At 62.8% G+C, this 14,173-nt stretch carries 12 protein-coding genes and 1 tRNA gene; 3 read left to right on the forward strand and 10 right to left on the reverse strand.

Features of this window, described 5'->3' with window-relative positions; genetic code table 11:
* Positions 1-66: 66 nt before the first annotated feature.
* The 3 genes from BLS41_RS13640 to BLS41_RS13650 form a co-directional block, all read right to left on the reverse strand.
* Entirely contained in the window at positions 67-903 is an 837-nt protein-coding gene (locus BLS41_RS13640; RefSeq protein WP_074765287.1) for an undecaprenyl-diphosphate phosphatase, read from the reverse strand.
* 81 nt (positions 904-984) lie between these two features.
* Positions 985-1,578 carry a DUF1439 domain-containing protein gene (locus BLS41_RS13645; RefSeq protein WP_074765289.1) on the reverse strand — a complete coding sequence of 198 codons (594 nt, stop codon included), beginning with the start codon at positions 1,576-1,578 and terminating at the stop codon, positions 985-987.
* A gap of 135 nt (positions 1,579-1,713) precedes the next feature.
* Positions 1,714-2,031, reverse strand: coding sequence for a YkgJ family cysteine cluster protein (locus BLS41_RS13650; RefSeq protein WP_083379992.1), 318 nt, complete (start codon positions 2,029-2,031; stop codon positions 1,714-1,716).
* Positions 2,032-2,334: 303 nt separating this feature from the next.
* On the opposite strand from BLS41_RS13650, the gene hemN reads away from it, so the two are divergent.
* Both hemN and BLS41_RS13660 read left to right on the forward strand, forming a co-directional pair.
* A complete protein-coding gene (hemN, locus tag BLS41_RS13655; RefSeq protein ID WP_074765293.1) occupies positions 2,335-3,720 on the forward strand; it encodes an oxygen-independent coproporphyrinogen III oxidase in 1,386 nt (461 codons plus the stop codon).
* Between the two features lie 118 nt (positions 3,721-3,838).
* Positions 3,839-3,923: transfer RNA gene (locus tag BLS41_RS13660), tRNA-Leu, on the forward strand.
* An 88-nt stretch (positions 3,924-4,011) separates the two neighbouring features.
* Here the strand turns inward: BLS41_RS13660 and BLS41_RS13665 are convergent.
* Together BLS41_RS13665 and BLS41_RS13670 are read right to left on the reverse strand one after the other, a co-directional pair.
* On the reverse strand, positions 4,012-5,292 hold the full coding sequence (locus BLS41_RS13665) for a glycosyltransferase family 87 protein (RefSeq protein ID WP_074765295.1): 1,281 nt from the start codon (positions 5,290-5,292) through the stop codon (positions 4,012-4,014).
* Positions 5,293-5,872: 580 nt separating this feature from the next.
* The gene (locus BLS41_RS13670) at positions 5,873-7,258 is read right to left on the reverse strand and encodes an amino acid permease (protein WP_074766528.1); all 1,386 of its coding nucleotides are present in this window, start codon (positions 7,256-7,258) and stop codon (positions 5,873-5,875) included.
* 245 nt (positions 7,259-7,503) lie between these two features.
* Here BLS41_RS13670 and BLS41_RS13675 point away from each other — a divergent pair, with 245 nt between their 5' ends.
* Positions 7,504-8,427, forward strand: coding sequence for an alpha/beta fold hydrolase (locus tag BLS41_RS13675; RefSeq protein ID WP_074765297.1), 924 nt, complete (start codon positions 7,504-7,506; stop codon positions 8,425-8,427).
* Between the two features lie 58 nt (positions 8,428-8,485).
* Here BLS41_RS13675 and poxB read toward each other — a convergent pair whose 3' ends face one another.
* The 5 genes from poxB to gsiC all read right to left on the reverse strand — a co-directional run bounded on the left by poxB (position 8,486) and on the right by gsiC (position 14,120).
* Positions 8,486-10,210: a ubiquinone-dependent pyruvate dehydrogenase gene (poxB, locus tag BLS41_RS13680; RefSeq protein ID WP_074765299.1), complete on the reverse strand. Its 1,725-nt coding sequence runs from the start codon at positions 10,208-10,210 to the stop codon at positions 8,486-8,488.
* A 163-nt stretch (positions 10,211-10,373) separates the two neighbouring features.
* Positions 10,374-11,210: a M55 family metallopeptidase gene (locus tag BLS41_RS13685; RefSeq protein ID WP_074765301.1), complete on the reverse strand. Its 837-nt coding sequence runs from the start codon at positions 11,208-11,210 to the stop codon at positions 10,374-10,376.
* 6 nt (positions 11,211-11,216) lie between these two features.
* A complete protein-coding gene (locus tag BLS41_RS13690; RefSeq protein WP_074765303.1) occupies positions 11,217-12,290 on the reverse strand; it encodes a DmpA family aminopeptidase in 1,074 nt (357 codons plus the stop codon).
* On the reverse strand, positions 12,287-13,192 hold the full coding sequence (gene gsiD, locus BLS41_RS13695; protein WP_074765305.1) for a glutathione ABC transporter permease GsiD: 906 nt from the start codon (positions 13,190-13,192) through the stop codon (positions 12,287-12,289). The genes BLS41_RS13690 and gsiD overlap by 4 nt, the downstream gene beginning before the upstream one ends.
* Before the next feature lie 7 nt (positions 13,193-13,199).
* Complete coding sequence (gene gsiC / locus BLS41_RS13700; RefSeq protein WP_074765307.1) at positions 13,200-14,120, reverse strand: glutathione ABC transporter permease GsiC; 921 nt, start codon at positions 14,118-14,120, stop codon at positions 13,200-13,202.
* Between the last annotated feature and the right edge of the window lie 53 nt (positions 14,121-14,173).

Genomic DNA, 14,173 nt, shown 5'->3' on the forward strand with positions numbered 1-14,173 from the left:
GCCGGAAGCAAAAAGGTCCGCTAATGCGGACCTTTTTTCATGGTGCGAAAAATCAGAGAGAAGGCCTCAATCGGCCCAGCTCAACGCGCCGCTGTAGCCAACCAGCAGGATCAACAGGCCAAAGCCGATGCGATACCACGCGAACACGGTGAAATCGTGCGACGCGATATACCGCAGCAACCAGCGCACGCAGATAAATGCGCTGACGAACGCCGCCACGAAACCGAGCGCGAAACTGCCGAGCGCGTCGGCCGAAAGCAGGTGCCAGTCTTTGTAAAGCTCGTAAGCGGTCGCGCCGAAGATGATCGGAATTGCGAGAAAGAACGAAAACTCGGTGGCGACCCGCCGCTCGAGTCCGAACAGCATCCCGCCGATAATCGTCGCGCCCGAGCGCGAGGTGCCCGGAACCAGCGCGAAACACTGGGCTAGGCCGACTTTGAGCGCGTCCAGCGGGCTCAGATCGTCGACGTTGGTCACGCGCGCTTCGGTCTTGCCGCGCGCCCGCTGACGGGCCTCCGCCCACAAAATCACCACGCCGCCGACCACCAGCGCGAGCGCGACCGGCACCGGCGAGAACAGCGCCGCCTTGATGTTTTTTTCGAACAGCAGGCCGAGCACGATGGCCGGAATCGTCGCGATGATGACGTTCAGCGTGAAGCGCCGCGCTTCCGGTCTGGTCGGCAGGCCGATCAGCACCGTGCCGATGCGCCGCCGGAATTCCCAGCACACGGCGAGAATCGCGCCGAGCTGGATAACGACATCGAAAGTTTTTGCGTGCTGGTCGGTGAAATTCAGCAAACTCCCGACCACGATCAGGTGCCCGGTGCTCGACACCGGCAGAAATTCGGTCAGCCCTTCGACGACACCCAGAATCAGCGCCTTGCAAGCCAGTAGCCAGTCCATCCGTGACCCCATCGCGGTAGATTTGTCGGAAACGATCAGGGGTCGACACTCCAGGCGCGGCCCCGACGGCCGCGCACCACGTCATTTTTCGACGATTTGCACGCGTATGCCGTTTGTAAGGATTGTGATTGTACCGGGTTCGTAATTAACTCCGGCAAATTGAAGCTGTTCTGGCTTGAATGTGTAGATCGGGTAGTTGGTCAGCAGCTGCTGCGCGAGCACGGCGGCCGCCGCGTTGATCTGCTGCGTGTAGGCCTGCGCCTCGCCAGTCACGCTGACGTTATCGACATTCGGCGACCTCAGCACGATCGATTTGCTGGTCGCGTCGTACGCGAGTTCGCTCGACAGCGTGAACACGCCGTCGACCGGTTGCGGCATGAACGGGCTCGCAAAACGTGCGTCGAGCTTCACCGAAACACGGTTCGTATCGGGCAGAAAACCCACCACGGGATTCGTCAGCGCGACATTGAACACCTGCGAAACCGTGCGCTGATACGGAAATTTGCGCTGTACCGCGTCCTGCACCTGCTGATGCGAGAACGTGTAGTCCTTAGGAATAAACGGGAACATCGGCGTCGCACATGCCGCGAGCGAGGCGGTAATGCCGAGCGCGCTAAAACTTGTCAGCGCGGCGCGCAGAAAGCGGCGCCGGGTCGGCGCTGCGGGTCGAGTCATGCGGAATCTCCAGTGGAAGATGTTTCGGGCATGCGGTTGCGTTGGGTCATGTCGTTGCGGCGTCGCGTGGTTATGTCGTCGTGAGTGAGTGAATGAATAAGCGCACGCGGCGGCGACAGGTCGATGCGACTCGCGTTACTGGCCGGCTGCGACTTGTCCGGATTGCGGCCGAGTCATCACTTCCAGCTGCGTCAGCCACGCGAGCGCTTCCGTACGGTTCGAGCCGCACATCTCCGTCTGCGGTTGCAGGCCGGAACAGCACGCCGGCCGCTCCGGCTGGCCGAAAATCGCGCAGCGCAGATCGTCGCCGAGTTGCACGCAGCGCACGCCCGCCGGCTTGCCGTGCGGCATGCCCGGAATCGGACTCGAAATCGACGGCGCGATACAGCACGCGCCGCAATCGGGGCGGCACGCGTGATCGGCGGAATCGAACGGAGACGCGCGCTTCGTCACGCGATTCAGGACGCCCTCGGGCACACCCTGTGAACCGCTTTGAATAACGCTTTGGCCAACATCACTCACGACATTTTTCCTGAACTCGAAAACAGGCAACGCATTGCCAGACCGGCATTGTGCCATCGCCTGCCCGGCTGATTTTTTGTGCGACCTTTTTACACAATCCGGCCAGCCGGCGCTCACTTAAACTCGAAAGCTCCGAAAGGCCATGTTCAAGAGACGTCTGCGCTGTTCGATCGGGTCCGGGCGATGCCGCCTGCTCTCGCCTCTTCCTCGGTGGCCGACTCATTCGAGCCACTCATGACCACCGCCAACACGCTATTTCGCCCCGACCTGCTCGCCAAGTACAACGCGAACGGTCCACGGTATACGTCCTATCCGACCGCGCTGCAGTTCCGCGAAACCTTCGACCCCGCCGACTATTTCCGTGCCGCCGCCGACCCGGGCGCGTACGCAACCGACCTCTCGCTGTACTTCCACATTCCGTTTTGCGACACCGTGTGCTTCTACTGCGGCTGCAACAAGGTCGCCACGAAAAACCGCGCGCACGCGCGTCCGTACCTCGACCGGTTGAAGCGTGAAATGGCGTTGCAGGCCGCATGTTTCGACACACAGCGTCCGGTATCGCAATTGCATTGGGGCGGCGGCACGCCCACTTTTTTGTCGCACGATGAAATGGCCGAATTGATGGCCGCCACGCGCGAGCACTTCACGCTGCTGCCCGACGACGACGCCGAATATTCGATCGAAGTCGATCCGCGCGAAGCGTCGCCTGACACGATCGCGCATTTGCGCGAGTTGGGCTTCAACCGTTTGAGCCTGGGCGTGCAGGACTTCGATCCGGTCGTGCAGAAGGCGATCAACCGTATTCAGCCGCTCGAAATGACGACCTCGGTGATGCAGGCCGCACGCGACACGCACTTTCATTCGATCGGCGTCGACCTGATTTACGGACTGCCGCATCAAACGGTCGACAGCTTCACGCGCACGCTCGACACGATGATCGAACTCGCGCCTGATCGTCTGTCGGTATTCGCGTATGCGCACATGCCGCAGCTCTTCAAGATGCAGCGTCAGATGGACCCGGCAACGCTGCCCTCGCCCACCGAACGGCTTGCGCTGCTGCAACGAGTGGTCGAACGTCTGACGGACGCGGGTTATGTGTACATCGGCATGGATCACTTCGCGCTGCCCACCGACGAACTCGCGCGTGCGCAGGCACAGCGCACGTTGCATCGCAATTTTCAGGGCTATAGCACGCGAGCCGAATGCGATCTGATCGGCTTCGGTGCATCGTCGATCGGCAAGGTCGGCGACGTGTACGCGCAGAACGCAAAGGAGCTGCCCGCCTACGCCGACGCAATCGACTCGGGGCGCCTCGCGATCACACGCGGCGTGCGTCTTACCGCCGACGACCGCCTGCGCCGCGACGTCATCACGCAACTCATGTGCAACCTGGAATTGCGCTTCGATGAATTCGAAGCCGCGTATGGCATCCGCTTCGCCGACACGTTCGCGCCGGAACTGGAGCGCCTGCGCAGCTTCGAGGACGACGGCCTGGTGTCGATTGGCGCCGGCCGTCTCGACGTGCTGATGGCCGGACGCATGCTCGTGCGCAACATCGCGATGGTGTTCGACCGCTACCTCGGACAGCAGACGCTCGAACGGTTTTCCCGTACGGTTTGACCGCTTCGACGGGCCCGAAGCAAAAGACCGGGGCAACCGGCTTGCCCGTCGTCGAATTTTCGGCCATAATCTGCGTCTTCGCTGCGCGCCGTGTTCTAGCGCGTACGCTGCAGGACCTGCCCAGGTGGTGAAATTGGTAGACGCAGGGGACTCAAAATCCCCCGCCGCAAGGCGTGCCGGTTCGATTCCGGCCCTGGGCACCATCAACAATCTTTCGGATTTTCAACTATCCGGAAGACATCGCAAAATCCCTTCGCATCAAATAATCCCAGTGGCTGCCGCCAGCACTTGTCATGCAAGTCGCCGCACGTGATGAGATTTCCGTCGCCACGACTTCATCGACGGTGAAAAATATCGCGCGACGCAAAGCAGATAAATGATCATCGACGCGACCGTATAAGACACAAACCTCGCCGAGAAAAACAACAACACCACGGCAACCGCGCCCAGAAGCATCTCCACTTTCAGACCTATCGCGGAAAGCCGCTCCGCTCGCGGCTCGAAAGCGCTCCCCAGCAGAATCAGCAGCGGGATCAGCGCCAGCACCATGTGGATCGATTCGAGTACCGGATACACCATCAACATCGTCATGCAGATGAGCGCGTAGTCCATCCGGCTGTCGCGATGGCGGCGAATTACCAGATACGCGGAAAACAGGCACACGGCCAGCACGAACACCGCGGAAATAATCGCGAGCATGCCGTCGGGGATCGGCATGCCGACATTCGTCGACAGCGTCTGCAACGCGCCTCGCAACGAGTTGTTGCTCGGCGCGCCGCCCCCGCCCATCGCCATGGTCATGCCGTTCAGACGCGCCATGTCCGACATGAAGTAGTGCCACAAAACGCGCGAGCCCAACTGCGCAGCGGTAAGCAGCGTCAGCACCGTGGACACGACGATCGTCACGATCACCACGCGCCATTCGCGGCGCAACAGCAGCAAGCCGGCGACCGCAACAGGCGTCAGTTTGATCGCGATCGCGAAGCCGAGAAAGAGACCGGCGGCATAGCGATTGCCTCGCTCGATCAGGAAAAACGTGGCGACCAGCAGAAAGAACAGCAATTCGTTCGACTGGCCGTCGTAGGTATCTTCGATCAGCGGAAAGCTCAGCAGCGCGATCGCAACCAGCAACACGCCGACACCGCGTTCGGTGCCACGGTAGGCCATTTTCACAAGCATCCACAGCCCGCCTGCAAACAGCAGGACCGATCCGCAGAACCAGACAAGTTTGGCGGCCAGCGGCGTCAGCAACGACAGGGGCGAGAAGAACAGCGCGAACTGCGGCGGGTACGCGTAGAACACGTCGTCGCCCGTGGAGCGCGCGCCGATCTGCTGCAGGAACGTCACGAGGCTGTCGTGATCGTAGAGGCTCGCCGGGTCGTCCAGCACAGCGTTGAATGCGTAGAGATAGAGGTTGAAATCGCTGAACGCATCGGCTGGATTCGCGCGGAACTTCGCGACGATGTGCACGACGTGCAGCGCGAGGCAGGCCACCGCGACCAGAAGCAGCAGCACGGCGCCCGCACCGAGGCTCAATCCCGACTTCGCGCGCACGGCGCTTGCATTGAACATGACGTCCCCTTGTTCGGTACACAGAATAAAACGTGCGAGTGATCGCGACTTCATGCCCGCGCAGGCGCGGGACTTACGGGAAACCGGATGACTGGCATTGGGAAGGCGGCGGCCCGAGCGGCAAGCCCGGCGTCGCATCGCCGGATAGCACAGCAATGCGAAGGGCTGTGCCGACACCCCCGCTTGAGCGTCTCACAACAGGTTTTAAGTATTTTTTGCCACGCCGCCGATGCTCAGGTCCGACGTTCGGACTGAGATTACCGGCTCCGCCAAATCAATCTGTGCGCTCGGGCACATCCACTTCGCCTATCGGGGAAATGCGGAGGGGTTTTCAGGCGCGTTTTCGCAGACTATTGCGCGCAGTCCTGGCCGCGATTAAGGGGCCGTAAAGTGGCCGTAAACGGAAATCGGCGACATTGCGTCGCCGATAGTGTGATTGCCTGAATAAATGCGTCGGCCTGGCCAGGCCGAACGTAAAACTGCAGAAGCGGTGCATGTAGATGCCGCTTCGCTGCCGGGGATGAGTGGTCCCGACTGCCTAAGCCCGGAACCGCCCACACCCGCGCTATCACGCAGACATTTAATGCCCTGCCACGCCCGCGCCGCCGTGCGCGGCCGCGCGCCGGCGCTTGAACACATAGCCTGCCCACATCAGCAGCAGCCACACCGGCACGAGCCACACGGACACCGACAGACCCGGCGTCATCGCCAGAATCACGAGGATCAGCGCCATGAACGCGAGGCAGATCCAGTTGCTGACCGGGAACCAGAACGACTTGAACACGAGCTTCTCGCCCGCCGCGACCATCGCCCTGCGCGACTTCAGATGCGTCAGGCTGATCAGCGCCCAGTTCAACACCAGCGCGGCGACGACCAGCGCCATCAGCAGCCCGAGCGCTTCGGCCGGAATCAGATAGTTGATGATCACGCAGGTGAAGGTAGCCAGCGCCGACAAACCGATCGCCATATACGGCACGCCGCGCCGGTCGACCTTCATCAGCGCGCGCGGCGCGTTGCCCTGCTCCGCGAGACCGTAGAGCATGCGGCTATTCGCGTAGACGCCGCTGTTGTAGACCGACAGCGCGGCCGTCAGCACGACCACGTTGAGCACGTTCGCGGTCAGCGTGGAGCCGATCTGCGAGAAGATCATCACGAACGGGCTGCCGCCCGCCGCCACCTGGTTCCACGGATACAACGACAGCAGCACCGCCAGCGAGCAGATGTAAAAAATCAGGATCCGGTAGATCACCTGATTCACGGCCTTCGGAATGCTCTTCTGCGGATCGGCGGCTTCAGCGGCGGTAATGCCGATCAGCTCCAGCCCGCCGAACGAAAACATGATCACCGCGAGCATCATGAACAGACCGTGGAAGCCATGCGGGAAAAAGCCGCCGTGGCTCCACAGGTTGGTGATCGACGCTTGCGGGCCGCCGTGTCCGCTAATCAGCAGAAAACCGCCGAACACGATCATGCCGATCACCGCCACGACCTTGATGATCGCGAACCAGAACTCGGTTTCGCCGTAAGCCTTGACGTTCGCCAGGTTGATCGCGTTGATCGCGGCGAAGCACACCAGCGCCGACACCCACGTGGGCACGCCCGGCCACCAGTAGTGAACATAGGTGCCGACTGCCGTCAGCTCGGCCATGCTCACGAGCACGTACAGCACCCAGTAATTCCAGCCCGACAGAAAGCCCGGGAAATCGCCCCAGTATTTGTACGCGAAATGGCTGAACGAACCGGCGACCGGCTCCTGCGCGACCATTTCGCCCAGCTGACGCATGATCATGAACGCGATGATGCCGCCGATCGCGTAGCCGAGAATCATCGACGGACCGGCTGCCTGCAACACGCTGGCCGAGCCGAGAAAGAGGCCCGTGCCGATCGCCCCGCCCAGCGCGATAAGCTGGATGTGGCGATTCTTGAGCCCGCGCTTCAGGCCCTCTTGCTGCTGTGCACTATTCAACTTGCGCCCCAGTGTTTGGATGTCAATCAGCCCGGCAGGCTCGGAGGCCGTCCAGGCAAAACCGCAAATTTTACCTTGCCCGGTCATCACCTAAATACTGGGACCAACCCGCGTGGAATAGGGACCTGATTTGCGTTGCATTCCGTTGGTACTGCGCCGCACTTAACGGCGAGGATAGTGATTGTCACCCGGGCGGTGCTTCGGTATGTTGCCCTAGTCGAGAAGTCAGCCCCCGGAGATTCAACATGTCGCCCAAACGCCTGCTTTGCGCCGCTGTCTGGTCTCTGTGTTTCGCGGGGATGAATGCCTTCGCGCAAACCGCGGCTCCCGCAGCGGAACCGGCGGACCAGCCGGGCACCGAGGCCGTCACGCCTGCTGCGCCCGAACCCGTCACGCCGGCAGCGACGCCTGCCACACCCGCCCCCGCTGCCACCGTCGCCTCTCCCGCTAAGCCCGCCGCGACTTTGAGCGGGCCCGTGCGCAATATCGTGCTGGTTCACGGCGCTTTCGTCGACGGATCGAGTTGGAACGGCGTGGTGGCCCGCTTGCAGCAGAAGGGTTATCACGTGAGTTCGGTGCAGAACCCGCTTACCTCGCTCGCCGACGACGTCGCCGCCACGCGCCGCGTGCTCGCCCGTCAGGACGGCCCGACGATGCTGGTCGGTCATTCGTGGGGCGGCGTCGTGATTACCGAAGCGGGCGCCAGCGCGCCGAACGTCGCGGGCCTCGTCTACATTGCGGCGATTGCGCCGGACCTGCACGAATCGACGGTCGATCTGATGAAACGCGGCGCGCAGATGCCTGCGGGCCAGGCGATCAACGCGGACGCAAGCGGCTTCTTATGGCTGGACCGCACCCGCTATCACGCGGATTTCGCGGCGGACGTGCCCGAGAATCTGACGCGCGTGCTGTCGGTTGCACAGGTGCCGATCAGCGGGAAAGCATTCAGCGAAACGGTGAGCCAGGTCGGCTGGAAGGAAAAGCCGTCGTGGTATGTGCTGACCACAAAAGACCGCGCGGTGTCGCCCGATGTGCAGCGGTTCATGGCCGACCGGATGGGCGCGAAAATCGTGCCGATGGCGTCGAGCCACCTCGCGCCGGTATCGCATGCGGGAGCGATTGCCGATGTGATCGACCGTGCCGCGCGTGAGTTGAGCCGGCAGCAGTGATCGCGCGCTGGATGATGCGTGAAGGTCGATCACGCATCTTCCAGCGTTAATTCAAAGCTCAGCGCAAATTGGTGGTCGCCAGTTCGACCACCTCATCGCCGCGACCATTCAGCACCGCCTTCAACATATACAGGCTGAAGCCCTTCGCCTGCGCCCACTGGATTTTCGGCGGCATCGCCAGTTCGTGCTTCGCCGTCACCACGTCGATCACCGCCGGGCCCGGATGCGCGAACGCTTCACGCAGCGCCGTTTCGATATTTTCCGAATGCTCGATCCGCACGCCGTAGATCCCCGCACCGCGCGCGATCGCCGCGAAGTCGGTAGCGGCGAGATCGGTGCCGCTCTCGAGATAACCGCCCGCCTTCATCTCCATCGCGACGAAACCGAGCGTGCTGTTGTTGAACACGACGACCTTGATCGGCAGATCGAGCTGGCGCGCGGTGAGCAGGTCGCCGAGCAGCATCGACAGGCCGCCGTCGCCCGACATCGATATCACCTGACGCCCCGGGTCGGCCGCCTGTGCGCCGAGCGCCTGCGGCATCGCGTTCGCCATCGAGCCGTGATTGAACGAGCCGTGCAGACTGCGCTTGCCGTTCATCGTCAGATAACGTGCGGCCCATAACGTGGGCGTGCCGACATCGGCGCACAGCACCGCGTCTTCATTCGCCACCTTGTCGATGATGCTGGTCAAATACTGCGGATGGATCGCGCGCCCTGGGTCCGACGGCCGCGCGAGATCGTCGAGGCCCTTGCGGGTGTCTGCGTAATGTTTGCGCGCGTTCTCGAGAAAGCGCCGGTCGGTCTTGCGCTTGAGCTTCGGCAGCAGCGCCTGCAAGGTCGCTTTCACGTCGCCGACCAGCCCGAGCTTCAACGGCGCGCGCTTGCCCAGCGCGGAGCCGCGCCGGTCGATCTGCACGACGTTGCCGTGCGACGGATAGAAGTTGCGATACGGGAAATCGGTACCGAGCATCACGAGCGTGTCGCACGACATCATCGCGTGATAGCCGGAGCTGAAGCCGATCAGTCCGGTCATGCCGACATCGAACGGATTGTCCCACTCCACGTACTGCTTGCCGCGCAACGCGTGCACAGTCGGCGCGCCGAGTTGATCGGCGAAGGCGACGACTTCGTCGTGCGCGTCGGCGCAACCGCTGCCGCATAGCAGCGTCACGCCGCCCGCCTGGTTCAGCAGATCGGCGAGACGGTCGAGATCGGCTTCGGACGGCACCACCGTCGAGCGCTCCAGCGTCCCGGCCCACGCGGGCGTTTCTTCGGGCGCTTCGGCAAGCGCGACATCGCCCGGCAAGACGATGACCGCGACGCCGCGTTCTTCGATGGCGGTGCGCATCGCGCGGGCCAGCACGCGCGGAAACTGCGACGGGTTCGTCACCAGTTCCACGTAATGGCTGCACTCCTTGAACAATTCCTGCGGATGAGTTTCCTGGAAGTACCCCAGCCCGATTTCCGACGACGGAATATGCGCGGCAATCGCCAGCACCGGCTGATGGTTCCGGTGACAGTCGTACAGCCCGTTGATCAGATGCAGATTGCCCGGCCCGCAACTGCCCGCGCACACCGCGAGCTTGCCGGTCGCGGCGGCATCGGCGCCCGCTGCGAAGGCGGCGACTTCTTCGTGACGCGTGTGCATCCAGCGAATCGAGCCGACCCGCTGCAAGCTGTCGGACAGGCCGTTCAGGCTGTCGCCCGTCACGCCCCAGATGCGCTCGACGTCGGCTGCCGCCAGTGTCTTCGCCAGATAATCCGCAATCGTCTGCTTACCCATGCTGTACTCCGCTCAGTGAGAACTCAGTGACAAGGACAGTCGCTCCAGAATGCCAGAGCGTAACGCGTCCTCACTAAACGTGCCGTCTGGGTGCGCGTTTGCGGAGTGAAACGTAAGCGGAGTGAAATGGCCGCGTAGGCTTGGGCCTGGACTTGCGCTAGCCCTAACGCAGCATGAACGACATTGCGGAAAGACAGTTCAGCATCCGCACAGCATGTTCTGCCGATGCCGCGCTAAAGCGCAACGTCACGGCGTCGATGCGTGTGAGCGTCGGCCACTGACAGAACAGATCGGCCAGCGCGCTGGTTTGCACACGCAGTTCACAATCGACGGGCTTCGTTTGCGACAGGCGGACCGCATGCGGCGCGTGACCGCCGGCGATGTGCTGCCGCACCACTTCGCAAGCAGCACTGCGGATCGCCTCGCGCGCATTCGCTGGCGATTGCGTCACGCCGCTCGCGTGCCCGGTCGCACTCTTCGTGACGACAAAGCGTGCATCAGGAAAACGTGGCGCCGTTTCCTCGGCGAAAACATCGTCGCCGGATAAAAGCGCTACACGTGCGCCATATTCTTCAGCCAGCGCGCCGTACACACCGGCTTCGCCCAACTCGACGCCGTCGAACGCGACCCGTGCGAATGCAAAACTGTTGATCGTGTGCGAGAGGATGCCGCGCGTTTGCGCCATCGCGTGATAGCCGATCATGAAGACCAGCGCCGCGCCGTATTCGAGCCCGGCCATCATGCCGAGCGTGCGGGGTTTGCCGAGCACGACCTGCGCGCGCGGATCGAGCAGATCGGGCAGCAGGTTGCGAAAGCCGCCGTGCGAATCGTTGACCCACACTTGCGACGCTCCGCCCGCGAACGCGCCTTCGATTGCCGCGTTGGCTTCGAGCGTCATCCAGCGGCGCGCGGCTTCGTATTCGCCGTTGCCCGCGCGGGTTTGCTCAGGGTGGAATACGCCGGCCACGCCTTCGATATCGGCGGAAATGAGGACTTTCATGATTCGCTAGTCGGTGAGCTTCAGTAGTTGAGCGAGGTCGGGCACGCTGTCGTGCAACGACACACGTCGATGTCCGTCACGCCCCGTTACGGATGTCGCGCTCCACAACGCATCGATAATCGCCTGCTCGACGCTGTCGGCGCACGCGCGGAACAGCGGATCGAGACGCGCATCGGCGACGAGCGGCGGCAGCGTGATCGAATCGGCGTCGTGCGGCACCGTGTAGGCGGTTGAAAACGCCAGCGCGATATCGCCGCTGCCGTGACCGTACACGGAGCCGGTGCGTGCAAGACCGGCTGCCGCGCGCAAAGAAAGGCGCTTCAGTTGACACGCGTCGAGCGGCGCATCGGTGGCGACGATCATGATGATCGAGCCTTGTTCGGGTTTGGCGCTGAGCGCCGCTGCTTCAGACGTTGCTGCTTCAGCCGCGCGGTCGGTCAGCATGCGCCCGAGCGGCGTACCGTCGATCGTCAGCATCGGCAGACGCCCGAAGTTCGCGAGCACGAGCGCGCCGACCGTGTACCGCCGCCCCGCCACCTCGACCACGCGCGACGCGTTGCCGATCCCGCCCTTCAGATCGAAGCACGACATGCCACGCCCGGCCCCGACCGAGCCACTCGCGACGTTGGCATTGGCGGCATCGAATGCGTCGTTGAAATGCTGTTCGGTGACGGCGAGCGCCTGGATATCGTTCAGGTAGCCGTCATTGCATTCGAACACCAGCGGATTCACGGTCGACCACTCGCGCCCGATCTGCGGATTCGCGCGGATCGCCGCACGAATCTGCGCCTGCGCCACCGCGCCCACGCCGAACGTATTGGTCAACGCGATCGGTGTTTCCAGCGTGCCGAGTTCTTCGACCTGCACCAGCCCGATGCTCTTGCCGAAACCGTTGATCACCGACACCGCAGCGGGCACCTTATGAACAAACGGATCGTCGCGATGCGGACGAATGACCGTGACGCCGGTTTGCAACGCATGCTGGTCGATCGTGCAATGACCGACCGCCACGCCGTCGACATCGGCGATCGTACCGAGCGGCCCGCTCGCCAGCGTGCCGATATGCGGTGCGGGGTTCATAGCCGGTCGAGCTTCGGATCGAGCGCGTCGCGCAGACCGTCGCCGAGCAGATTGAACGCCAGCACGGTCAGGAAAATCGCCAGGCTCGGAAACAGCGCGATATGCGGAGCGGTGACCATATCCGCGCGCGCTTCGTTGAGCATCGCGCCCCACTCGGGCGTCGGCGGCTGCGCACCGAGTCCGAGAAACGACAGGCTCGCCGCCGTGATGATCGACGTGCCGATACGCATCGTGAAGTACACCACCACCGACGAAATCGTCCCCGGCAGAATGTGCCGCACGATGATCGTCCAGTCCGACGCGCCGATGCTGCGCGCCGCCTCGATATACGTGAGCTGCTTGAGCATCAGCGTGTTGCCGCGCACCAGCCGCGCGAACGCGGGAATGCTGAAAATCGCCACCGCGCAGATCACGTTGATCATGCCGTTGCCGAGAATCGCGACCACGCCGATTGCCAGCAGAATGCCGGGAAACGCGAACAGCACGTCAGCCACGCGCATCGTGATGCGGTCCCACCAGCCTTCGTAGTAACCGGCGAGCAGGCCGAAGAACGTGCCGATCACCGCACCGATCGCGACCGACAGAAAGCCCGCCTCAAGCGAGATGCGCGAACCCGCGAGAATGCGGCTGAAAATATCGCGGCCCAGCGAATCGACGCCGAACCAGTGCGCCGCGGACGGCCCCGCATTCAGCGCGTCGTAGTCGAAGAAATTCTCCGGGTCGTACGGCACGATATGCGGCGCGGCAATCGCGACCACGATCAGCAGCAGCACGAAAATACCGGCGCCGAGCGCCACGTGCTGCTTGCGGAATTTGCGCCAGAACTCGCTCCACGGTGTACGGATCGCGCTTTCCACGATAGCGGCGCGCGCCGCATTCGCCTCGGTTGCAGAGATGCTCATGCGGGCCTCACTTGAAACGGATAGTCGGATTGATCACCGCGTACATCACGTCGACGATCAGATTGATGATGATGAATTCGAGCGAGAACAACAGCACTTCGGCCTGAATCACCGGATAGTCGCGCATCGACACGGCATCCACCAGCAGACGCCCGAGGCCCGGCCAGTTGAACACCACTTCGACCACGATCGAGCCGCCGAGCAGAAAGCCGAACTGCAAACCCATCATCGTGATCACGGGAATCATCGCATTGCGCAGGCAGTGCTTGACGATCACGAGCCGCTCGGGCACGCCCTTGGCGCGCGCCGTGCGTACGAAATCTTCGTGCATGACTTCGACGAACGACGCCCGCGTGAAGCGCGCCATCACCGCCGCGACCGCCGCGCCGAGCGTCAGCGACGGCAGCACGTAACTGCGCCATGAACCGTCGCCGACAATCGGCAGCCAGCCGAGCTTCACCGAGAAAATCTCCATCAGCAGCATGCCGAGCGCGAACGCGGGAAACGAAATGCCCGACACCGCGAGCGTCATGCCGAGCCGGTCGGGCCACCGGTTACGCCAGACCGCCGAGACGATCCCGAGCGCCATCCCGATCACGACCGCCCACACCATGCTGGCGAGCGTGAGCAGCAGCGTCGGCATGAAGCGTTCGGCGATCTCCTGACTCACAGGCCGCTTGCTGCGCGTGGAGATGCCGAAATCGCCGTGCGCGATACGCACGAAGAAATTGACGAACTGCTGCGGCATCGGCTTGTCGAGACCGAGATCCGAGCGCACCAGCGCGACGGTGGCTTCGTCCGCTTCGGGACCGGCGGCGAGACGCGCCGGATCGCCAGGCAGCAGATGCACGAACAGAAACACCAGCACGGCGACGATGAAGAGCGTCGGCAGCAGGCCAAAGAGACGTTTGACGAGGAAGTTCAGCATGAAACCCTATCCTGCAGTGATGCGGATTGCGAAGAATCGCGTGTGACGCCAAT

The organism is Paraburkholderia fungorum, from assembly GCF_900099835.1.
Taxonomy (GTDB): domain Bacteria; phylum Pseudomonadota; class Gammaproteobacteria; order Burkholderiales; family Burkholderiaceae; genus Paraburkholderia; species Paraburkholderia fungorum_A.

What these genes read in the sequence shown, in the direction of transcription:
- hemN (WP_074765293.1), top strand. Translation starts at nt 2,335, where the DNA reads ATGACCACCGCCAACACGCTATTTCGCCCCGACCTGCTCGCCAAGTAC.
- BLS41_RS13640 (WP_074765287.1), bottom strand. Translation starts at nt 903, where the DNA reads ATGGACTGGCTACTGGCTTGCAAGGCGCTGATTCTGGGTGTCGTCGAA.
- BLS41_RS13685 (WP_074765301.1), bottom strand. Translation starts at nt 11,210, where the DNA reads ATGAAAGTCCTCATTTCCGCCGATATCGAAGGCGTGGCCGGCGTATTC.
- poxB (WP_074765299.1), bottom strand. Translation starts at nt 10,210, where the DNA reads ATGGGTAAGCAGACGATTGCGGATTATCTGGCGAAGACACTGGCGGCA.
- BLS41_RS13675 (WP_074765297.1), top strand. Translation starts at nt 7,504, where the DNA reads ATGTCGCCCAAACGCCTGCTTTGCGCCGCTGTCTGGTCTCTGTGTTTC.
- BLS41_RS13665 (WP_074765295.1), bottom strand. Translation starts at nt 5,292, where the DNA reads ATGTTCAATGCAAGCGCCGTGCGCGCGAAGTCGGGATTGAGCCTCGGT.
- BLS41_RS13690 (WP_074765303.1), bottom strand. Translation starts at nt 12,290, where the DNA reads ATGAACCCCGCACCGCATATCGGCACGCTGGCGAGCGGGCCGCTCGGT.
- gsiC (WP_074765307.1), bottom strand. Translation starts at nt 14,120, where the DNA reads ATGCTGAACTTCCTCGTCAAACGTCTCTTTGGCCTGCTGCCGACGCTC.
- gsiD (WP_074765305.1), bottom strand. Translation starts at nt 13,192, where the DNA reads ATGAGCATCTCTGCAACCGAGGCGAATGCGGCGCGCGCCGCTATCGTG.
- BLS41_RS13645 (WP_074765289.1), bottom strand. Translation starts at nt 1,578, where the DNA reads ATGACTCGACCCGCAGCGCCGACCCGGCGCCGCTTTCTGCGCGCCGCG.